Origin of the sequence: Pantoea sp. GM_Pan_4 (genome assembly GCF_026541005.1) — a bacterium.
In the GTDB taxonomy this organism is placed as follows: domain Bacteria; phylum Pseudomonadota; class Gammaproteobacteria; order Enterobacterales; family Enterobacteriaceae; genus Pantoea; species Pantoea dispersa.
In genome coordinates this window covers 164,058-183,884 of the sequence record NZ_JALNUZ010000002.1, presented here as the reverse complement: position 1 = coordinate 183,884, position 19,827 = coordinate 164,058, and the positions used below count along the sequence as shown (strand labels likewise).

Below are 19,827 nucleotides of genomic sequence, written 5' to 3'. Positions count from 1 at the left end.
TGTTCCCTTCGGGGTGAAAAAACGGCCACAGGTTTCGCTGTGGCCGGACGACAGAGCCGGATTACCGGTTCTGGATTGTCGCTATGCGCGGATACTGCCGTAGTGCGCAGTGGTTACAGCGGGCACTGAGGCAGGTTCAGGCGTAACCAGGTACATACGGGCACCATCACCCGATGCAGACTGGCGTAGCTCCTCAGCCGGGTACGGACCGCTGTCAACATGATCGCCCCGGTCAAAGCAGTTGTAACCTGACGTGCCGGCATCCGGTGAAATCCAGTAGTGCCGGATCTCGCAGTCAAACAACTGTGACATTTCTCCCATGATCTCACCTGACGGCGGATACCAGGGAGACGCAAAGTGCAGCGTGAGCGAACCCACATCATCACGGCTCCAGCTGGCCTGATGGCCTGCCGGGAACTCCATGCCAAAAAGCTGCATGTAAAGTTCTGACGATCTATTGAGCCCCCTGAACAGACCCGTATCGCCGTTGAGTTCGGTAGCAAGACGTGACGGCATCACCATCAGCATGTCACAGGGGCAGGTTGTCTCCGGCATACTGCTGAGCCATTCCCAGCGCTCCTTCGGATCGAACTGGCCACCTGCACCGGCTACACCAAACCAGTCGGCATAATGCACGGCCATCAGCTGCGCCATTATCTGCCGGGCTGAAAACGGAATGGCTTCCCATTTCAGCGCATCGATGCCGGACTGCAGCGTGATTTTATCCATGCGGGAGAGTGTCTTCGTGTCCAGCCAGGCATCCTGCTCCAGCAGCTCAATAAAGTGCTGGAATGCCTGGTTAGGTGAATTCTGCGCCCCCGTACCTGAAGCGGTCAGCATCGGATACGGCGCATAGTCCACGGCCCTGACTGGCTTAAGTATGCCGGTACAGCCAGCGAGAAACAGTTTTATCGCCTGCCGGACGGCATGGCGGTATAGCGGTTTTTCCGTGCCGGCAATCCAGGGCTGCATAACATCAAGGCAGACTGACTTACCGGTGATTTCCAGGCGGTTCTGGCACCATGAAAACATTGTGAAACTCCTCTTGTCGGTTGAAACAAAAAGAGGGCATCTCCCTGAGGAAGATGCCCTCAGGGGGATGATGGCGGCCGCAGCCGCCGGGTCAGATTATGCCGCCTGTTCCGTATTACGGTTCAGGGGCGCAAGTAAATATTCCGAGGCTTCACGGGCGAACCGGCAGGCACGGAAAATTGCCCGTTTGTCTTCCCGAAGTGCTCTCAGCCAGCCGGCAAGATAGCTTTCGTGCTGCACGTCGCCGGTAATACCGAGCTCCGCACATAGAAAGGCGCTGCCGGTTTCCGCTATCAGCTCTTCGAACGCATAAACCGGGTCACCAAACTGCCGTGACGATGAGGTAATGCCTTCCCGGTTCAGGCGACTGCCGTGCCCGGTGGCATGCACCAGTTCATGCAGCAGGGTGGACCAGTAGTCCGCCTCCGTCCGGAACTGCGATACCGTCGGCATGACTATGCGGTCAGCGCCCGGCCGGTAATAAGCGCGGTCCTGCCGGCGGTGATCGCACCCGACTCCCGTGGAGCTGAATATCTGCTGTACCTGATTCAGCTGTACCGCGCTGAGTTCAGACGGAGATTCTGCCGGAACAGAAACCACACCTTCACCGCTGACGAATTCAGGCAGGCCCTCACACTGTTCAACGTTGAACAGCTGCAGTTGCTTCAGCATGGTTAGTTGCTCCATAACCGGCTCTCCGTCCCGGAACAGCAGATTATCACTGCTGTCCCTGGCCTGTTTCTCAAACGGTTTGTAGATAATGGCCAGCGCGCTGGTTTCATTCTTCCTGACGTGACCTCCCGCAGTTTTAGCCTGCAGGAAAGTCAGCCAGCGATCGGACGTATAACCGTGTTCTTCTGCGGCCATCCAGAGCAGGGGAACGTTAACCCCGCTGTAGGCACGGCCGGTTACGGCATTGACCGGCAGGCAGCTGCCGTGCACGTTCTGAGCCGAACGCCACGGGCGCCGCCAGGGCGGCACGCCATTTTCCAGCGCCACAATGATTTTATCGGTGACCTGCTGATACAGGTCGGAAGTCTGTACTGCTGACGCTTTGGATCGGGCTGTTGTCTTTTTCATGGGATGCATCCTTTGAAAACGGGGCGCATCCCGGCCGGTGGCGGACGATGCGCCACCGGTGAGTGGAAAAATCAGTAAAAACGTAAGGCGCCGTCGGCCATAACCGAACGAATACGGTCACGTACGCTCGCGACCGCACTGTCAAACATCTCCCGATCGGCGGGTTTCGCCCGCTTTGAATCAAGGCGAATGACCTGGTCGAGAACATGTAATGCCTGCGAACGCCAGCTGAGACGTTCAGCATTACCTACACAGGCATGAAAATGGCGCAGCGACTGATCGTAAAGCCAGCGGGTCCGGTCACGATATTCGCTCACCGGTACATACACCTTCAGCGGTGGATGCGTTTCCACATGAAGCGTCAGCGCATTGTTCAGGTTACTGATAACGGGTTTGATGAGCAGATCATGTTGGTCATTCAGCACAGCATCAGACATGCTCTGCGCAATAAAGGTCTGAAAGGAGAATTCCCGTTCGGGTATCAGTGAGTCAGCGAGTTCTGACCAGTCTGCATCCTCCGACGGATTACACCCTGCAGCCCAGGCTTTCAGCCACTCTCCGGGATGATTGTCATCAGGTACACGAAGATAAATCCCCAGGTTCTTTTCAAGTATCAGCGGGCGCTGCATACCCAGGTTCTGTGTGAAAAGCGGACGAAGTTCAGCAGAAGTAAAACGGATCATATTTCCTCCGGATAAAAGAAGGAGGAAACCTCCCCGGGAGGGAAGGTCCCTCCGGGAAGTGTTAATCAGTAAAAACAGATTCAGTCGAAACGGTAACGCAATCCGGCCATTTGCTGCGCCATCTGCCGGCCCGCCCGTAAAGCCTTACGTGCGGAGGCAAACTTACCTGCGCTGCCAAGTTGCTGATACTGCCAGTCACGCGAACTGTAGCCTGTTCTGCGTGAAATGATGGCGGTAAACCCCCCTTCAGACTGAACGACCTCGGCGCGGAAACTACTGTGTCCGCTGCGGTTGGTGAACCATTCAGCCTGCTGCTGACGCATTGCCTCTGCAAGGCAGCTGAGGGCGCGCGATGTGCGGGTGATAAGTAACAGCATTATACTGCTCATGGTTTTCTCCTTAATGAATGCGGAGAAAACCATCACCGCAGATGCAGGGAGGTTGTCCCCGCATGGGTTAACGCCTTTGTCATAAATGACGCTGGCGTCTGGTTAATGACTAACCGAAGTGATGATATAAAGCGTTATCCGGATCGTCCGGATTAAAGGTTCGGCTGGCAGGAATGTTAACTGTCATGGCGCAACCGCAGGCTGGGTGATAACGATGACGGAAACGATGGATGTAGCGTTTTCCAAACCACATAACGCGTTTTTCCACTGTCTCCATGTACTGCCAGACTTCACCGTCATTATCAGCAACAGCCGGTTCCTGAAGGGCGCGGTTGGACCTGTGCTTTGCCAGCCTGCTCCACATCCGGTGCCATTCGCTGCTGTTATGTTTAACGAGTAATAACGTATTAAATGCCAGTGTATTCACAGGTAAATCCTCTTCAGTAAAAATAAGAGGATTTATCTCCGTATGGAGAAAATCCCCATACGGGTTAAGTGCATCACCTCAGAAATTTGCTTCGCTATTTTCCATAGACAGAAAGCATTTTTCGTCTTTGACTGCGCTTTTGTAGAAATATGTCCAGGCCTCTTTATCAATACCTTCTGCCATGCGGCAAAGACCGTTAAAGAATGCCTCCCATGATTCAGGTATAAGCTTCCGGACATGCAGTTCAGCCAGGTCCCTGGCGACCGCAGCCATTTCCCAGACGTAAAACGGAAAGCCGTCGTCATCTGTCCCGGTATTCAGGCCAAGACGACGAAGCGCTGCGATACTCAGCAGCTCGCCCTCTGCTTTGGCCAGTGCGACTTTGTGAGCGGTACGCTCGCTGGCACGATGATAAAAATCTGCAGTGAGAATTAAATCGTTCATTGAGGATTCCCTGAAGCGTCGGGGAAATCTGCCCCTGACGGGGACAGAAGTCCCGTGAGGGTGAAAGACTGTTCGTTTAATAAGGCAGTCAGGCGATGTCAGAAAAACCGGCGCTCTGATAAAACATTTTGCGCGCTTCTTCTGTAGCGTCGTCCAGTTCTTTTTCCTGGCGAGACAGGGTAACGCCCTGGTGAAAAGCGGTATTCCAGTGACGACTGTGAACATTTACCCCCAGGAGCGTAAGCTCGGTCACGGCCTCTTCGACAAAGGTGTGTCTTATGAAGCAATGCTCAGTTGCAAAACCAACGGTATGTGCAACATATCTGAGAAAAGTCAGGTAGTCAGGAAGGCCGTCAGCAGGAACCTGAGGATCGGCGTCAACCATGAGTTTGTAACCAAGACGTACGTTAAGCTGAGTTTTAACGTAATCCACCATGATTCTTGCAGAAGCGGGGGAATCACAATTCAGTAACATGAGCGGATTGATCATTTTGGTATAATGCATGGGTACGATTCCTTATGAAAAAAAGGGAACCGTCCCAAAGGGAAAGTATCCCTCAGGGTGAGAATCAGGCCAAAAATGGCTGATGAGTAAATAAGATGTTCAGGAGAGTGAAGCGAAGTAGAGAAGGACCTTAACCACAGGGGTCTCTGTTTTCAAAGGTTAAACAGATTTGTAACCGCCCGAAAGCGCCATCTCTCAGGTTGTGATGGCATTGGCATGTGATTACCCGAAGGCGTTCCTCTCAAATCACCGGAACATTGGCAGTTGTCAGAGACAACGTTAACAAAATAAGCGTACACAATTCCCGCACCTCAGGCAAGAGTGTCAACGCAAAGATCTCCCCGCATTATTTTTCTCTCAGCACAATCCTGAAAGTTTCAAAACAGTGCGCCCTGAGTGAAGTACAGACAGGCATCAGTACGGGTGAACCTGTCACCATAATGGGCATAAGCCTCCTGTAAACAGGCTACCTCGCAATGTCCCCTGTCGATAATGCGTGAAATGTTTACTTTAAACCCTAAAAGCACGCGACAAATAATCGAAACATCACCAGAAATAAAACCATGCTTAATCATGAAGCTCAACCTTGTTATAAATACGCGCCACGTAATGCCCCCTGCCATCGCCATGTCCCAGATCCATTGATGCAAGAGCCTGTGCCTCTTCTTTAGTAAAACCTTTTTTCATATGGAGATTCATAACATCAACAGAGTACGCATAACGTAAACTATGGGGTGCATATTTACCGGTTAATCCTGATTCACGGACGACATTGCGATAGCGTTCAATGGCCGTATGTAATGATGGTTTATCGATTAACTTGCCATTATTTTCACTCAGATGTTTAAGAGACGCATTGATTGCAGCCAGAGTCGCATCACGATCTAATACCGTGGTATCTCTTGGGCGCCCTCCTTTTGTACCGAATACAATGCGTATTTTTTCGTCCCCATTCAGTAACGCTTTTTGCCAGGTACGCAATGATTTAGCAGACTGAACTGTTTCTTCCGTTCTTAAACCGAGTAATCGGGATAGCTTCATTGCGCAGGCAATGCCCTCATCCTTTTGCTCTACACTCGTTAATACCTGACGAAAATAAGTATCGGGAATGGCAACCTTCGTTCCGTCCCGGCTCGTTTCCGAAATCCCCAGGGCCTGGTTGCTCAGTTTTTCATGAGAAGGATTAGCCATGAATGTCTTTCCTGCAACCCGCAGTAAAGCGCGGATCGCCGCCATTTCATTTTGAAGAGTGCGCCTGGAAATTTCTTCTGAAAGGCGACTTTTCATATACAGTTCGATATGCGACGTTTTAATGTTCTTGATATCTCTGATTTGAACATTAAGCCTTAATAAACGTTCGGCAAACCTGTCAGCAATTTTCATTCGGTCAGAAACAGTTTTAAAACTTCCCCCCGCCTGTCTGGCAAGCGTTTTAAGATTTTTATTAAGTTTTGCCATAATCCCCCCTCCACTTAAACAGGTGTCAGTGCTTTTCCGTCTGTGTGAACGGAAAAGCACTGACACCGACTGCACCACAGCTACAGACGATGAATTTCACCCCGACGGCACGGTTTATTGTTGCGCTTCCTGCGTCTCGACAGATATCTGTGCATCGGGGCGGCGAAATGTTGAGTTATTGCGAAGCTCCCCAGGTCTCTGACCTGTTCGCGGTTTGCACCGGGCTGAAATGAATCAGTCTGCTTCCACACACCAGTGTGTTGACTGGTGTCGCCATCGATATCGTGTCGATTTTCTCCTCTTTTAATGAAGTCCCTGGCCGTTTTTACGGTTAAGACGTTTGATTGATAAGTGAACAAACAGTGAATGAAGCACGTCTTTAAGGCGCTTAAAACCTTTGAGTACGTGTTGGTCAGTTGGTAAAGAAGTTGTTTAAACGGCAGTGCGTCAGCGCTGCCAGTTATGCGCTGCGCGCGTCACTTGGTACTCGTTTCACTCGAACGCAAGTGACGCCGCGCTCCTCTGCTCTCAATGCAGTCGTGGAAGATGCCCAAATGTTCCAAATGGTCATACCCACGTCGCAAAGTGTGCAACCGGAATTCAGCGTCTGAACGAAAGAGTAAACGTTGGCGAAAAACGCCGTGGAGATGAAAAAACCCTGAACAGGCATAGAAAGAAAAGGACCTTCGTCGTTGTGCGACCTCCGTTTTCAAAGGTTAAACGGAGTTACCGCCCTAAGGCACCGTCTCTCAGGTCATGACGGTTTTGGCATGCAATCACCCGAAGGCGTCCCTCTCAGATTGCCGGGACATTGGCATGTTGCTTTACGCAACGGTACAACGAGGGAGATGTTAGATCGAAGCATGATCCTTTTACAAGTTAAATGTCATAGCCTCATGCGAATCATATAAGATAACGAGTCTGAAGCAGGTGGCGAATAAAGGTTCAATAAATTATTAGAACTCTACGCCATTTCGAAACTAGTTAGAAGGAACGGAACAGTGGTAACCCCCCCCATGTTCTAGAATACTCCATGCTGAATAATTGCTGTGCAAAATCCAAAGTTAAATCCCTATAGCTTTCCTCATAAAATTTCCTGATCTTATCATCGCTAATAACAATGCTGGAAACAGGTATTTCAACTACACCTGTTGAGGACCTGTTCATTATTATCCACTCTTCTCCTTCCATTTGATTCGAAGGGAACATTAAGTATGAGTACAGGACATCCTCTGCAGGTATGCTTAACTCAATCGATATAGATCCATAGCCACCTTTGTTATTGGTGTCAGTAAAAGAGTTAAGTACGTCCATAAGTACAGGTATTTTTTCTTTACCTAATAAATCAGCTGCAGATTTATACAGCATAAGTAAGTCACTATAATTAAGACGTCCAGAAAAATGAGATGATACTGTTGCTTCATTAATTTTTTGTCGAGGCAATTCTTTGGGGCCGATTTCTCGCCTTAATTTTACATGAGTAACTCCCGCATAATTTAAAATCCCTTGCAGGTGAAGATAAATATGTTTCAACTCACCGGCGATTTCATTTAACTGTGGTTTACTCAGGGAAGCAATAAATGCATCAACCTCCTTGCTATACCTGGTGTATATTCTGTCATCATCAATTGGCACGTCATTTACATCAAAAGCCCTTGACATTAGCCGCAGTAAAATTGCATATCCATCTCTTTTTTTACCACTAAACCCAGTAATAAATCCATATGGTTCAATATGGCTTCCATAACCAATGCATGCTGATAAGAGCTCACTTGTTAATTGAAACTTAGAATCACTGAAAAGCGAATTAAGTCTATGCGTTTTGGATGAGACCATTTTTTCACCAGTATGTTTTAAAGATGAACTTCATTTTTCGCACCTTACTATAACATCTCTGTGAGAAGTGGGTTTTGTAATAAATTCAAAATTCATCCGATGGACAACTTGATAGAACCCTAATGTGGTACCTGATGAAACGAGCCGTTTTACTGTTCAAAAATTTGCCAGTAGTGCTGTTTTTTAGTAATGTGATTCGACATGACAATCTTTGCTTTGTGTTGTGAACGAGGAAGATCTTATGGCAAGTGACTGGAATGAAGAGTTAGAGAAATACGAGAGTGGTCGTAGTTTTGGGGACGACGTGAGAGACTCTGTAAAGACAGCTTGCACAGCAGCTTCTTTGATTGTTTCAAAACTACCTGCTTCGACTAATAAGACCAAAAAACCTAAAGACGGGTTTCGTGATGGTGCTGAAGGTTATGGGTGGTATGTAGGCAATTTCAGGATAGATCGTGATTAGAGGCTGTCAGCGATGAAACTGCCAGCCTCAGCACTAGTTATAATGAGTATTAGACGAGTTTCTTCACCCCAGCTTTAACAGCCTCTCCTGCCATCGCCCCCCCTTCTTGTCCAGCCTGTTGAGCTTGAGCGCCACCCTTAATGAATCCCTCAGCAATGCCACCAATTTTTACCCCTATCCAGCCAAGCATGCCCACCCAGAATGCCGGAAAAACTACGTACATCATTCCCAGCACAAGATTCATTATCCATCCATCACGAGGTGAACTAAGGAAATCCGCTATAGGTTGACCTGAAGCAAGCCCATTAGCCGCAAGACTTGAGTACAAAATAGTGATCAATCTGTCATCAAGCCATCCTGCCAGCTCCCACCAAAAGGTGATAAACTGCAATGCAAACAGTGCAAATGATATGGTAACCACTGTTTTGGGCTCGTAAGCACTGAACATCATCAGCACCGGTATCACAGTGATAATCATCATCTGCAGAAGCGCCTGAATCATCGGAAGCGCCTGTTTCAGCGCATCGAAGCCAGGAAGTGCTTCTACCTGCTTCATACCTAAACCTACAGTAGATGCCAGCCGTGACAGATTTCCGCCAATACCGGAGGCGGTGTCATCTGCACCGGCCATGTAAGTAACACCGCCTCCCGAAAGTCCGGCATTTCGCGGGCTTACTATCCACCGCAGCACGACCTCTTCCCATTGCTGACCGGGAAATTGCCTCTGCACTTCTTTACGTGTGTAATCACTAAAGGTGGCCAGCACGCGAGTACGAAGCCCCGAAGAGCCATCGGACCACCACGTTTTACAGGTGGGATAGCCGCCCTGACCGGTGTCCGGATAGCCGCTGTCGCGGGAGCTGTTATAGGGCCACTGGCTCCTCGGGGTGGTGGCGGTGTAGTAGTCGTAATAGCCCGACGTGTTCAGGAAGTAGTCGCTGCCAATCCAGCCTACCGAGTTAATGGTGGCATCGCTGAGCTGACTATTGCTGTTCTTGAGCCGGAAATAGGCCCTTGAATAACACTGATCTGCAAAGTCCTGGACCTCCTGCAGCAATACCGGGTCACGCAGCTTCGTGTTCTGCACGTCAAAGCGCATCTGGCGCAGTTGCGTGCCGCAGGGAATGGACGCGATCATGGCTTGGGTGGTGCCCTTAGACATCATATGCAGCAGATACCACCAGATGGGCACCTGGGCGGTACGACCGTCAAAGTCATTGACTAAACCGCTGTAGCCCGAGTTCTGCGGCGTGGGTACGCTGATGCCACACTGCTTTGCCCGGGAACTGTCGAATTTGATGGTGCTGATATCTACTGGCAGCAGCGGGATGCAGCAAAAAAGCATCACCACAAATGAAACATAAATGGCATGCTCAATGCGCGGGAGCGCCAGTAATCCTTTATTCCCTTCGTCTGCACCTTCCTCACGCACCTTGAGCCACACGCCCATGACCTTAAAAACCAGCGGCAGCGCGAAGAGCCCTGTGCTGCTGAGAATGGTCCACATGGCATTGTTCATCACCCAGCCAAAGAGGACCAGAAAATATTCCAGGTAACTGTTTGCTGTCATGATCTTCCCCTTATGCCGTGCCGGTCCAGGCCACGCATTCCGTGGCCAGAATAAACAGCACCCCGAGCAGCTCGGTGCGCGGCAGGCGGGCACGAGCCACCGGCCACCGCTTCAGAAGCTGCGGGCGGATCTTCAGGCCCCAGGCTGCAGCGATGCCGGCATACATCACAAGTCGCCAGGCAAACAGCCCCCACCGGCTCTCGTGCAGCCAGAGGCGTGTCAGCTGGCCGTCCGGGTCATACGCCATAAAGACCGAAGCCAGCGCAAACATAGCTATGGTTACCAGCAGTAACGGGAGAAGCATGAGTAATATGCGGCCTGCACGGCCGCGAATAGAGGAGAGTGCCATATCAGTTTGCTCCGGAAGACTGCGTCTGGTTCATCTGGCTGAAGCCCTGATCCTGATTGCCGGCTTTCTGCTGCAGCTGGTTATCCTGGTTACGCTCTCCCTGACGCGCCAGCGTGGTCAGCAGGCTGTTGTTGCTGATGGATTTGCGCAGCTCCATCTCGTTACGCAGGGCGCTGAGCTCGCGGTCAAGCGCATCGATGCGGCGGTCCCCTTCAGCAAGCGCCTCGGGTTGCTCAGCGGCGTTTGGCTCGGATTCGCCGGTGGTCAGCATGCGCCGCATGGTCAGTGCTGTTTCCACGGTGTCAGCCATCGCCAGCTCGCCGGCCAGGCGCTGAACCAGCGCGACCTTGTCCGGGTCATCGCGCAGTGACTGTATAACGCCGCGCGTTACAACCAGGCTGCCGGTTTTAAGCGCCGCCAGGTTATCGGCCGTTGGCTGCAGTTCACCGCCTACCAGTTTACCCAGTTGTTCCAGATTGGCTTTGGTAGCATCTTCAAGCACGGGCGAGAATCCCGTGCCGGCGACAGAACTGCCGGGCTGGTTTTCAGCCCCGCCGCTTGTGCATTCGCTGGTTTCTCTGCAGGTCCGGATCGAACGATCGCCCAGCACCTTAACCACCGCCGCAGCCGCATCATCCGAGGTTTTCCAGCGCTGGCAGACCGTGCCGTTGCAGCTGGCGGAGCCCACGCTGCTGTTGCTGGTCACCGGCAGACTGTTCATCATGTTATAACCGGCTTTAGCCAGGTCACGGGTCGGCTGAATGGCCTGCTGGCCTTTGCCTCCGCGCTTCTGACCGCCAACCCAGGTTACGCCTTCTTCACCGGTGGCCTTCTGCAGCTGCTGGTCGCTGGAGACGGCGTCTCCGCCGCTGGACGCCACAATATCCTTGTATTCTTCGGATACAGCAGCCTGCTGCCACTTGCTGCCCAGAGTGTAATCAGCAAGCTTTTTTGACATATTCTGGCAATTGAGTTGCGCTTTATCGAAGTTGAGCCCTGCCTGCAGCACCCCGTTGGTGAGCATTTCATACAGTCCAGGATTAGCACGCTGAATGGCCATTGCCGGCATGCTCATGACCGCGCCGGTCGCGCCCTGAATCACGTTGCCCATAAGGTCCTTGAATCCGCTGGTGATGCCGTTGAGCTGATTGCCTACGGTCGTTTTCAGGTCAAAGTTGCCGCACATGAGGTCACTGCTCCACCCACCATTCAGCCCCAGCCGGGACATGTTGCTGCGGCTCGGTGGCGGTGAGATCACTGAGCCGCCACCAATAGAGTAAAAAAGTCCATCGTTAATCGCGCCGCTTACTGACGCACCGCCGGACGAAAGTGACGTGTCCACAGCCAGTGCCGGCAGGGAGAGAAAGGCGGAGAAGGCTAATGCCGCCAGAGGGCGGTAGAGCCGCTGCGAATAATGCTGTTTCATCTGCTTAGTCCTCAGGAGAAATCGGTACTGTAAAGGAAGGTCTGGCCACGTCGTTTGCAGCAGCTGTAGGGCTGCCACAGCGCCCAGGCATAGTTGCCGTTTTCAGCTATCTGCCCGCCGGTGTCGGGGAACACTGCGCAGCTCTGCGAGAGCTGGGGAGAGAGACGCTGCCATTTGTGATTTTTTGTGCCGGTATTTTCCTGGACGGGGTCAGGTGGCCAGTAGCCCGGCGAACGCTGCCCGGTGAGCGGGCTGTAGACATGCAGCTGTCCCTGTCGGGTGATAATGTCAGCCACGCGCTGTACCACAACGGCCGCCGACTTGTAGCTGTCGGTCTGAGTGACAAAGCCGCTTCGGGGGTAGACATTCCCCCACATGTTGCCGCTGGCCGTGCTGCCAATCTCACGCTGTCCCGGGATTAACGCCTCCGGGTAGAGCGATTCCGGTACGCCGGTGCGCCAGGCAAGCGCATCGAGGCTGCTTGTGAAGTACGGCATAAAAGGCGTGGCGGCACTGTCACAGGAATAACCCGGCACCATTCCGCCGATGAGTCTGGTAGCTGGATGGCCATACGCATCGCCGTAGTAAAAGTGCAGGTTCTGCTTACGATCGCCGGGTGCCTTCATTTCCTGCCGTCCGCCACCGGTCGCCACACCTGCAGCGCCTCCCAGGAGCGCACTCTCGGCGCCATCAGCCAGGCTGCTGACGGCCGACATCTCCGTCCAGGGATTGGCTCCAGGGCTCAGGTAGGCTGAAACCACGGCTTCCGGAATGAAATGAGTGACCTTCACGGAGGTTTTAACGGAGCAGCCGAAAGGCGTGCAGAATAGCCAGTAACAGATACCGCTGATGCGCCAGCTGATACAGTCAGGACTGGCGGCGCTTGAGAGCAGGCTCGCGGTATTGACGCTGGCCATCGTGCCGGTGCAGGCCATTAACGTGGCGAGTGCCAGCCGGCGCGGGCGGGAGAAAGACATTTTCACTGTGCGGACTCCTTCCGGGCGTTCAGCTGCTGCGTTGCCACGCCGACGTCCGTGGTGCCGTAGACCACCCACTTATCGTCAAACACCACCGCGGGGTATTTCTCAAGACCCAGCGACCAGGCGTGCGTGAGACCAGCATAGGTTCCGGCAAGGTCCTGCTGACGCTGCTTAAACGCAGGCGAACTGATGACAGCCCGCGCCTGCTGTTCAGCCTGTGCCGGGTCTGCCGGCAGCGGGCCGAAGAGATCCGCCTGCAGCCGGTCAGGCGCATCCAGCATAATGACAGTCACGTCAGGCCTGGGGTTACCCGTTACGGGGTGGGCGCTGTCGGTATAAATAACGGTGCCGGCATGGGCGCCGGCGGTAAGTAACAGTGCTGCGAGGCAGCAAAATGAAAATTTCATGGAGAACACTCCCTGAGTGAGTAACCTGCTCAGGGTGCGTTCAATAACAGGGGCCGGTCAGTAATTAACTCTGAGCCCGGCGCTGATAATTTCTCAGCGCGCAGGCTGGTTGAGAAAACCGTGATTCCGCATGATCAGGATGCCCCGCCGACGGTGCTGTCGCGGCGCCACTCCAGATAATCCATTTTACGGACAAAACCTGCTGCAGCTGCGTTACGCTCTATGCTCCATCGGGTTTCGCCCTCCACGATAAATGGAAGCCACTCTGCAGGAAGGCTTTGTTCAGGAGGGTGTTCAGCATCCTGTTCATGGAGGTCTTCCGCTTCAATGCTGGCTGGAGTATTTCTGGCAAACCAGAGGTCGCTGTTTTCCCAGGCACGCATGGCCCACGCAGCACGTGCTTCCTCATCTGAATCGGTCGCAATGGTAAGGAATTCAACCACCAAGTCTTATTTTTTATTACAAAAAACCAGGTGCACTTTGATTTTTGTTAAGACTTAAATATTTACCTTTAAACAAGCTTGGAAGTTTATGTACTTCAAAAAAATTAGACATCAATGTTAATTTAAAAGCTCTGAATTTATATTCATAGTAAACATCTTTACTTATCTCTCTAAAGTCATTCACTAAAACATCTCGGTTGATATATCTTATGAGATCATTCACAGTGAAATATTCCCCCTTCCATGTTCTGTAAATGCCGTCATCCATAACCACTTCACCTGCTTTTATAAAATTAATCAGTTCGTTGGCATGAAAGACGCTGATGTTATCCTCTGTTAGTCCACACAAAACACGATTGGCATTTATTACGCCATAGTGTACTTCTTTAATGCTCTCATGTTCAAATTTGGCCTTGTGCAATAACTGCCTCAAGGATTGCTTGTCTTTAAGGATGTCTTTAATTTTTTTTATCTGATCAAAGCCCTTTATTATTTGATTATAAGTATTTCTTAACTCAAAGGGGTTGACTGGATGATAAGGATTTTTGCATTCAAAAACGAATAGGTGGCCGTCTAGGTAAGCTAAAATATCAATTTCAACTTTTCCATATTGCAGGTCATTCACTACGGAAAAGCCTGATTTAAGAAGTTGATTCTTGATGGAGTTGACCATTGCATCTTTTTTTTCAATAATTGACAGGTGGACTTTTTCATTGAGTGCAAAGGCTCTGATAAGATTAGAACTAGAGAAGATGGTTGGTAGTATGAGGCTGGCATTCCCCATTTTAACAATAGCGGAATATTGAAGATCGATGACACTTTTAGGATCATCAAAATTAACACTTATTCTATGAATAAAACTTGTACAATCCTCAATGGAGTGCCCTGTTATTCTGTGTAAAGCATCAGCTAAATCCTCAGTTTTCATCACCGGCAAGAGTGACCTTTTTCTCAGAACTTTAGCTTTAGTGGCATCTATTTTTGAAATGTTTTCATAAGCCTTTTTATATACATGACTAATGTAACTGAAAAATCTTTGTATTTTTAGTATATCTAAAGCCGTGAATTCTTTATAAAGATTTATGTTGGCGAAATCACTGGTATAATTTTCATTTGATAAAGTCCATAGCATCAATATTTCTTCAAAGAAAAGCGTATCTGTACAAAATAGATCTTTATTCTCCTCGTAATTCAAGAATAGTGCTTTAGCCACGATTCTTTCAATTGGTTCCTCCTTTATTTCATAAAGAAACCTTTCAGCAACTTCATTATTGAATAAATCATCCATTATGATCTCAAGCTTAGGGAAATCCTTAACTTCTTCATTGTTGTAAAACTGAGAGAACAATGATGACCATCTTAACTCTGACTTGGCATATCCCGAACGAACATAATACTCAAACTCACGGTTTTCAATTATTAAATTATTGTTATCTATGAGAGTGGCATCGTAATGGAAGAAATCAACATTAATCTCTGACTCTTTAAATATTTGTATCAGATAAGCATCACGAAAAATATTCAGATACGCTTTATCCATACTAGTGCTCTCGACATAAATACTATCGCTGCTTAAAATTTCATTTTTAACCTCCTTGTACAACTGTAAAGTGTAAGATATAGAGGACAAGAATGTTTCTCTGCTTAAGGAATAAAGATGATCTTCAACATTATCTGCTCTATTGCTATTCCTTAAGCCCATGTCGATAAATTCAGTTTCAGCTATAGCAAGAGAGTTCTTTAGAAAGTGAGGTCTGGATTTTATAAAGGCCTGTATTTTCGTCTTTAAACACAATACCTCGGGGGAAAACTTAACTAATGCCAGTACATTATTAATATACTTTTTATCTTCATCAATGAATGTTGTGATTTTGCATAAATCTTTTATAACAAGTTTAAGTAAACTGGTTTTGTAACCATACTTTGAGGGTCGGAAGGCGCCTAACTCTTTAATGGTTTTTAATGGCGTATCTAAGCCAGACAAAAAAATGAATCTCGCGACACCGATAGACAAATCATGATTACTATCCTTAATGCTTATCATCATCATTTCAACTGCTGATTTCAAAAGCACTAACTTTTCTTTTTTTGAAAGCTTGCTTACTTTTTTACTAGCATCCTTTAATATTTCATTTTGCAAAATATCGCTTTGCTTGATACCTGAGATAATTGAAGCACAGTCCAGTAATTCATCCATAAAAATACTCTTTTGGCGAGGGTAGGTTTCGTTTGTGTGAATGTTTAATAAGAACACCTAAGTCATTATATATTTAGCTTGGTCTTAATAACTCAAATGTAACTTTGTTGGCTATAACTGAATGACTAGAGGGCATTAATTAAAAACTAAAATAAAATCTAATGCAAACTTAATCGCGGGCTCTATGCCGCCCGCACCCGCAGCCTGCCTGTTTGTCAGACAGCTTGAAACCGCTGACTGACAAACAGGCAGGGCCGATTTAACTGAACACCTCGCCGTCTGTAACTCTTTCGATCTCCTTCAGCACCCATAACATATCGGTGGCATCCGGCACGCAGATATTCCAGCGCAGACTGCTTTCGAACTCAGCTTCACCAGGCCACAGCGTGTTACCGGTTACCGTGATGAGAATATCCAGTTTTTTCCCGCCGGCATCTGTCAAATGTACCGCCACGCAACTGCGGCGCCCAACGCGGTGAGGGAAGGCTGAAATCAGAACCGGCTTATCAAGCCGACTTGTGATCTCGCGCTGCAGTATTTCCAGTGAGACACTGTCGGACTGACCAATTGATGCCGTCCCCTGCGGTGGTACGGTAAAAATGACAGACGCAATCAGCGCCTTATCCGCTACGACCACTGGCGGTGCCATAGTCAGTTTTTTCATGGGTTCCCCTGTCAGATACTCAGTCCGCGATTTTCATCAAGCCGGCGCGCAACGTGAAACGCAGCCTCAAGTTCACTGCAATTTAATTCGTTCATGATTTGTCGTCTCTCGGCTTTCTCTGGTTTTTCAGTCATCCCCAGCGCCAGGTAGAGACTAGGGGGAACCGCACGAAAGAGCGCCTGCACCTTCTCTGAAATAATGACGCCTTCAGTATATTTCCGGGGGACCTTCGTCGCTGAAAGCAGCATTTCCCGTTGTTCTGCTGTCAGCGTCTTGAAGCGGGCAATCTGCTCGACCTCCTGCGGAGGCATTACCAGACAGATCCACCACTCCGCCATGTTCAGCATTTTTTTAGCGGTATCAGGGAAATCCTCGAGGTTCTGGGTGAAAATCCAGAGCCAGGTGCCCAGCTTACGCCACATTTTGGCAATTTTTGTCGCGTAAGGTCCGAGCAGCGGGTTAGTCGTTACGATATGTCCTTCATCAATGGGCACAATAATATCCCTGTCGCTGTACTGATCGCGCTCAGCGATATTGTTGATTGAGTTAAGCAGAGAAATGACCGCAACGGCCATCTGCGCCTCATAGCCCTCACGGGCCAGCGTACCCAGGTCAACGATCGTGACATCCGCCTCTGGCCAGGGGGTTCCTGGACGGTTGAAGAGTTCGCCTTCGAAGCCTTCAGTGAACATCCGCAGCGCCTCGGACATTTCTTCCGCGCGTGAACGACGTGCCGCAGTTCGCTTTTCCCGGCCGTCTTCTCCCTGGCTGCTATCCCGGGCAATATTCTGCAACGCAAACATCAGGTCTTCAGGCATCATCTGCCGGCTTTCCTCAAAAGCCGTGCGGGCGGCGATCATGATGGCCTCACGGATCATGCCACGGTCTGCGCGTGTTAATCGTGATTCTTCTGCAGCTTCTCCGCCAGTGATCATCAGGCGGGCGGCAATTTCCATTTCACCGAGTACGTCACGCTCTTCATCCTTATCTTCATCGTCATCAATATCCGGAAGAGCGTCTTCACTGATGATCAGTTCATCCGGTTTTGCCTGCATCAGCAGATGTGAGTCACCGAACGGTGCGAGAGAAATAACTTTACCGGGTTTGATACTGACCCGATGTACGCTCAGTCCCAGGGAGGCGCAGTAATCACCAAACAGGCCGAAGCTGTTGCCTGCTTCTATCAGGAAAATACGTGGGCGATAGATGGCCATCATCTGAGCAAGCTTGACCAGCGCGGTTGCGGACTTGCCGGCACCGGTTGGCCCAAACAGCATTAGATGCGCGTTCTGCGTGCGGTCATTTCTGTTAAGCGGATCGACCGAGAGAGGGCCACCGCCCCGGTTAAAGAAGGTGAAGCCCGGGTTGCCGGTGCCGGTATCACGACCATAGACCGGTGCCAGGCAGGCAAAATGCTGCACGAACATCAGGCGCGTATACCAGTTATGCCGGTCCTGTGCCGGATTAAAGCACATGGGTAATGCGCGCATATAGGTGCTGAGCGGACCGATATCATGCTCCGGGTTAACCGGCTCAAGGCCGCAGTTGAGCAGCTTGCTGCTGAGATCGAGATAGCGCTTATCCAGCGATGGAAGGTCCCGGGCTTTAATCAGCAGGGTAATGGCAGCCCGATACAGTTTATGTTTATTACCCAGGTAAGTGCGGGCTGTGGCGGCATCCTCGCGCGCGCGCAGGGAGTCCACGTTTTCACCCATTGAATCGCGGCTCAGGCGGGCAAAGTTTTCCTCCAGCTTATCCTGAGGGTGAATGACCAGCGTCAGGGCAAGCACGGTGCCTTCAGGCAGCAGGTCCATAATGGCATTAATATGTTCACCGCGTTTGACCTCTCCCGTCAGGTGACCTGTTGAGGGCGCATTACGCAGACGCGCCACGGGAACAGCTTTATGCGCCACATCATCAAACCACCAGACACCTTTCTCCCCGTCGCTGCGCGGGCGGGTGAACCACAGGCTTTCACTGAAATCGTTCAGCAGAGGTAATTCACCCGGCGCATCGTCAGTGTGTTTTGCACAACGATAAAGTGTCGCTTTATCCACCCATTTCGGATCGGGATTGAACCAGCGCAGCAGCCAGCTGTGGATCTGCTCTCCGTTCTGACGCCGGCACTGGATACCCGCACCACTCATTGCAGAGGTCAGACGATCGCAAACCTGTTTAAGCAACACCTCGGGCGCCATCGGGTCGCGATACGGTGATTCAACCCAGCGGTAAATCACCATACGTGTGCGTCTGATCTGGCCGCGCCAGGGCGCACCGGTAACAGCCTCATCCAGAAACAGGCCTTTTTCGCTGGCCACGTTCTGCAGATGCCGCTCCTGCTCAGTCAGCCAGGCTTCCGTAAAAGCCGTTCCCTGAGCATTGGGCTTCACATACCCCCTGATTCCGTCCATGTAGACTGTCAGATCTGACTCGTCCTGGCAGTAAAACTGCACCACCCACTGGTGAGCATCCAGCTCCGGGAGACTGTCCTGCAGGGCGTTTTCCACCACGTCACGAATTTCATCGAGCCGTGTGTCAGGTCGTCCCTCGGTCCCAACCGGGATCACTTCGTAAACGGCGCCGACCGACACGCCATCATCAAGCAGAATGCACTGTTGCTCAGGAAGATACTCGCCCCAAGGGATGTGGTCGATAATGGAAGGCGCAGTATCATACAGCTTAGCTTCATCACGGCGGGTAAGCCGCCCCTCCCGCGTCAGCGGTTCATGCCCGTTAATCGAAAACGGGCCATCTCCAAACTGATGCGGCGCCTGCGCGTCGGCCCGACGGCGAAAAAGAGAAAAAGCCATTACAGATCCTCCGTGCGCTCACCAGGCAGCGCATACTGCACCTGGCTGTAAAATGGGAAAACGCTGCTGTAGCCGGGCACCGGCGTATTGCCGTCGGCCAGGTGCGGGAAAACGTACATGACCATGTCGGGATTAGGCAGGCGCGGAAACGTCTGCTGTATTTCATTTTCCTGCGTGCGGCTGTAGCTTTCGCGCGTCTGTTGAGAAATCACGCGTTCGCTGTCCGTAACCGGGCGGCGCAGTGTCGTGCGGCTTTCGCCGGTTGCATGTGTCGCAGAGGCGCCATCATTCCAGAGCTCAAACATGCTGCTGTCTCCGGGCGGCAGCATCTCGTCTTTGGACGTGCTGCAGCCGGCCAGTGATAACGAGAGCATCAGTGTCAGAGGCAACACCAGGCGGGGTTTAGCGCTGTGCATTCGCGTCCTCCATTGATTCAGGGTCTGTAATGACTGCAGACACACGCATTACCCGACCGTCAGGCAGGGGAAACAGCATATCGGTCTCTTCCCGGGCCAGTTTCTGGCCAACCGCAAACATGGCCCAGTCGGTCACCTCATGGGGTGATCCCTCCCACTTTCCATTATCTTTCCGGACATAACCGGCATACAGGCGTCCACTGAGTGGGGTATACCCCACCCGATACTCAAGGTTGGTGTTTTGCATT

Annotated in this window: 21 protein-coding genes; 1 reads left to right on the top strand and 20 read right to left on the bottom strand. The window is 50.8% G+C overall.

Features of this window, described 5'->3' with window-relative positions; all coding sequences use genetic code 11:
• Positions 1-81: 81 nt before the first annotated feature.
• The 9 genes from OXR61_RS06840 to OXR61_RS06800 form a co-directional block, all read right to left on the bottom strand.
• Entirely contained in the window at positions 82-1,032 is a 951-nt protein-coding gene (locus OXR61_RS06840) for a DUF1281 domain-containing protein (RefSeq protein ID WP_267411525.1), read from the bottom strand.
• Positions 1,033-1,128: 96 nt separating this feature from the next.
• Complete coding sequence (locus tag OXR61_RS06835; protein ID WP_267411524.1) at positions 1,129-2,112, bottom strand: zincin-like metallopeptidase domain-containing protein; 984 nt, start codon at positions 2,110-2,112, stop codon at positions 1,129-1,131.
• 71 nt (positions 2,113-2,183) lie between these two features.
• The gene (locus tag OXR61_RS06830) at positions 2,184-2,795 is read right to left on the bottom strand and encodes a hypothetical protein (RefSeq protein ID WP_267411523.1); all 612 of its coding nucleotides are present in this window, start codon (positions 2,793-2,795) and stop codon (positions 2,184-2,186) included.
• 80 nt (positions 2,796-2,875) lie between these two features.
• Complete coding sequence (locus OXR61_RS06825; RefSeq protein ID WP_059009494.1) at positions 2,876-3,184, bottom strand: hypothetical protein; 309 nt, start codon at positions 3,182-3,184, stop codon at positions 2,876-2,878.
• Positions 3,185-3,293: 109 nt separating this feature from the next.
• Entirely contained in the window at positions 3,294-3,611 is a 318-nt protein-coding gene (locus tag OXR61_RS06820) for a hypothetical protein (RefSeq protein WP_267411522.1), read from the bottom strand.
• Between the two features lie 78 nt (positions 3,612-3,689).
• On the bottom strand, positions 3,690-4,055 hold the full coding sequence (locus tag OXR61_RS06815; protein WP_104187978.1) for a hypothetical protein: 366 nt from the start codon (positions 4,053-4,055) through the stop codon (positions 3,690-3,692).
• 88 nt (positions 4,056-4,143) lie between these two features.
• The gene (locus tag OXR61_RS06810) at positions 4,144-4,560 is read right to left on the bottom strand and encodes a hypothetical protein (RefSeq protein ID WP_267411521.1); all 417 of its coding nucleotides are present in this window, start codon (positions 4,558-4,560) and stop codon (positions 4,144-4,146) included.
• A gap of 567 nt (positions 4,561-5,127) precedes the next feature.
• Positions 5,128-6,018 (bottom strand): integrase domain-containing protein, encoded by an 891-nt coding sequence (locus tag OXR61_RS06805; RefSeq protein WP_255152473.1) that lies wholly within the window; start codon positions 6,016-6,018, stop codon positions 5,128-5,130.
• 984 nt (positions 6,019-7,002) lie between these two features.
• Positions 7,003-7,854 (bottom strand): hypothetical protein, encoded by an 852-nt coding sequence (locus OXR61_RS06800; protein WP_267411512.1) that lies wholly within the window; start codon positions 7,852-7,854, stop codon positions 7,003-7,005.
• A gap of 241 nt (positions 7,855-8,095) precedes the next feature.
• Between OXR61_RS06800 and OXR61_RS06795 the strand changes: the two genes are divergently transcribed.
• Positions 8,096-8,317, top strand: coding sequence for a hypothetical protein (locus tag OXR61_RS06795; RefSeq protein ID WP_146068652.1), 222 nt, complete (start codon positions 8,096-8,098; stop codon positions 8,315-8,317).
• A 49-nt stretch (positions 8,318-8,366) separates the two neighbouring features.
• Here OXR61_RS06795 and OXR61_RS06790 read toward each other — a convergent pair whose 3' ends face one another.
• From OXR61_RS06790 to OXR61_RS06740, 11 genes are all read right to left on the bottom strand, one after another.
• The gene (locus tag OXR61_RS06790; RefSeq protein ID WP_267411508.1) at positions 8,367-9,887 is read right to left on the bottom strand and encodes a conjugal transfer protein TraG N-terminal domain-containing protein; all 1,521 of its coding nucleotides are present in this window, start codon (positions 9,885-9,887) and stop codon (positions 8,367-8,369) included.
• A 10-nt stretch (positions 9,888-9,897) separates the two neighbouring features.
• Positions 9,898-10,236, bottom strand: coding sequence for a hypothetical protein (locus tag OXR61_RS06785; RefSeq protein ID WP_267411506.1), 339 nt, complete (start codon positions 10,234-10,236; stop codon positions 9,898-9,900).
• Between the two features lies 1 nt (position 10,237).
• Entirely contained in the window at positions 10,238-11,662 is a 1,425-nt protein-coding gene (locus tag OXR61_RS06780) for an integrating conjugative element protein (protein ID WP_267411504.1), read from the bottom strand.
• 11 nt (positions 11,663-11,673) lie between these two features.
• On the bottom strand, positions 11,674-12,645 hold the full coding sequence (locus tag OXR61_RS06775) for a TIGR03756 family integrating conjugative element protein (protein ID WP_222985808.1): 972 nt from the start codon (positions 12,643-12,645) through the stop codon (positions 11,674-11,676).
• Complete coding sequence (locus OXR61_RS06770) at positions 12,642-13,049, bottom strand: TIGR03757 family integrating conjugative element protein (protein ID WP_267411496.1); 408 nt, start codon at positions 13,047-13,049, stop codon at positions 12,642-12,644. Before OXR61_RS06770 ends, OXR61_RS06775 begins: the two co-directional genes overlap by 4 nt.
• A gap of 134 nt (positions 13,050-13,183) precedes the next feature.
• Positions 13,184-13,492 (bottom strand): hypothetical protein, encoded by a 309-nt coding sequence (locus tag OXR61_RS06765; RefSeq protein WP_267411494.1) that lies wholly within the window; start codon positions 13,490-13,492, stop codon positions 13,184-13,186.
• 16 nt (positions 13,493-13,508) lie between these two features.
• Positions 13,509-15,689, bottom strand: a complete 2,181-nt coding sequence (locus OXR61_RS06760) for a hypothetical protein (protein WP_267411493.1) — start codon at positions 15,687-15,689, stop codon at positions 13,509-13,511.
• Between the two features lie 259 nt (positions 15,690-15,948).
• Positions 15,949-16,353: a hypothetical protein gene (locus OXR61_RS06755; RefSeq protein WP_267411492.1), complete on the bottom strand. Its 405-nt coding sequence runs from the start codon at positions 16,351-16,353 to the stop codon at positions 15,949-15,951.
• A gap of 11 nt (positions 16,354-16,364) precedes the next feature.
• Positions 16,365-19,163, bottom strand: a complete 2,799-nt coding sequence (locus OXR61_RS06750; RefSeq protein ID WP_267411491.1) for a conjugative transfer ATPase — start codon at positions 19,161-19,163, stop codon at positions 16,365-16,367.
• Positions 19,163-19,579: a TIGR03751 family conjugal transfer lipoprotein gene (locus tag OXR61_RS06745; RefSeq protein ID WP_267411489.1), complete on the bottom strand. Its 417-nt coding sequence runs from the start codon at positions 19,577-19,579 to the stop codon at positions 19,163-19,165. Before OXR61_RS06745 ends, OXR61_RS06750 begins: the two co-directional genes overlap by 1 nt.
• Positions 19,566-19,826, bottom strand: a complete 261-nt coding sequence (locus OXR61_RS06740; RefSeq protein WP_267411487.1) for a hypothetical protein — start codon at positions 19,824-19,826, stop codon at positions 19,566-19,568. Before OXR61_RS06740 ends, OXR61_RS06745 begins: the two co-directional genes overlap by 14 nt.
• Position 19,827 lies beyond the last annotated feature (1 nt).

What these genes read in the sequence shown, in the direction of transcription:
- OXR61_RS06840 (WP_267411525.1), bottom strand. Translation starts at nt 1,032, where the DNA reads ATGTTTTCATGGTGCCAGAACCGCCTGGAAATCACCGGTAAGTCAGTC.
- OXR61_RS06835 (WP_267411524.1), bottom strand. Translation starts at nt 2,112, where the DNA reads ATGAAAAAGACAACAGCCCGATCCAAAGCGTCAGCAGTACAGACTTCC.
- OXR61_RS06830 (WP_267411523.1), bottom strand. Translation starts at nt 2,795, where the DNA reads ATGATCCGTTTTACTTCTGCTGAACTTCGTCCGCTTTTCACACAGAAC.
- OXR61_RS06825 (WP_059009494.1), bottom strand. Translation starts at nt 3,184, where the DNA reads ATGAGCAGTATAATGCTGTTACTTATCACCCGCACATCGCGCGCCCTC.
- OXR61_RS06815 (WP_104187978.1), bottom strand. Translation starts at nt 4,055, where the DNA reads ATGAACGATTTAATTCTCACTGCAGATTTTTATCATCGTGCCAGCGAG.
- OXR61_RS06810 (WP_267411521.1), bottom strand. Translation starts at nt 4,560, where the DNA reads ATGCATTATACCAAAATGATCAATCCGCTCATGTTACTGAATTGTGAT.
- OXR61_RS06805 (WP_255152473.1), bottom strand. Translation starts at nt 6,018, where the DNA reads ATGGCAAAACTTAATAAAAATCTTAAAACGCTTGCCAGACAGGCGGGG.
- OXR61_RS06800 (WP_267411512.1), bottom strand. Translation starts at nt 7,854, where the DNA reads ATGGTCTCATCCAAAACGCATAGACTTAATTCGCTTTTCAGTGATTCT.
- OXR61_RS06795 (WP_146068652.1), top strand. Translation starts at nt 8,096, where the DNA reads ATGGCAAGTGACTGGAATGAAGAGTTAGAGAAATACGAGAGTGGTCGT.
- OXR61_RS06790 (WP_267411508.1), bottom strand. Translation starts at nt 9,887, where the DNA reads ATGACAGCAAACAGTTACCTGGAATATTTTCTGGTCCTCTTTGGCTGG.
- OXR61_RS06785 (WP_267411506.1), bottom strand. Translation starts at nt 10,236, where the DNA reads ATGGCACTCTCCTCTATTCGCGGCCGTGCAGGCCGCATATTACTCATG.
- OXR61_RS06780 (WP_267411504.1), bottom strand. Translation starts at nt 11,662, where the DNA reads ATGAAACAGCATTATTCGCAGCGGCTCTACCGCCCTCTGGCGGCATTA.
- OXR61_RS06770 (WP_267411496.1), bottom strand. Translation starts at nt 13,049, where the DNA reads ATGAAATTTTCATTTTGCTGCCTCGCAGCACTGTTACTTACCGCCGGC.
- OXR61_RS06760 (WP_267411493.1), bottom strand. Translation starts at nt 15,689, where the DNA reads ATGGATGAATTACTGGACTGTGCTTCAATTATCTCAGGTATCAAGCAA.
- OXR61_RS06755 (WP_267411492.1), bottom strand. Translation starts at nt 16,353, where the DNA reads ATGAAAAAACTGACTATGGCACCGCCAGTGGTCGTAGCGGATAAGGCG.
- OXR61_RS06750 (WP_267411491.1), bottom strand. Translation starts at nt 19,163, where the DNA reads ATGGCTTTTTCTCTTTTTCGCCGTCGGGCCGACGCGCAGGCGCCGCAT.
- OXR61_RS06745 (WP_267411489.1), bottom strand. Translation starts at nt 19,579, where the DNA reads ATGCACAGCGCTAAACCCCGCCTGGTGTTGCCTCTGACACTGATGCTC.
- OXR61_RS06740 (WP_267411487.1), bottom strand. Translation starts at nt 19,826, where the DNA reads ATGCAAAACACCAACCTTGAGTATCGGGTGGGGTATACCCCACTCAGT.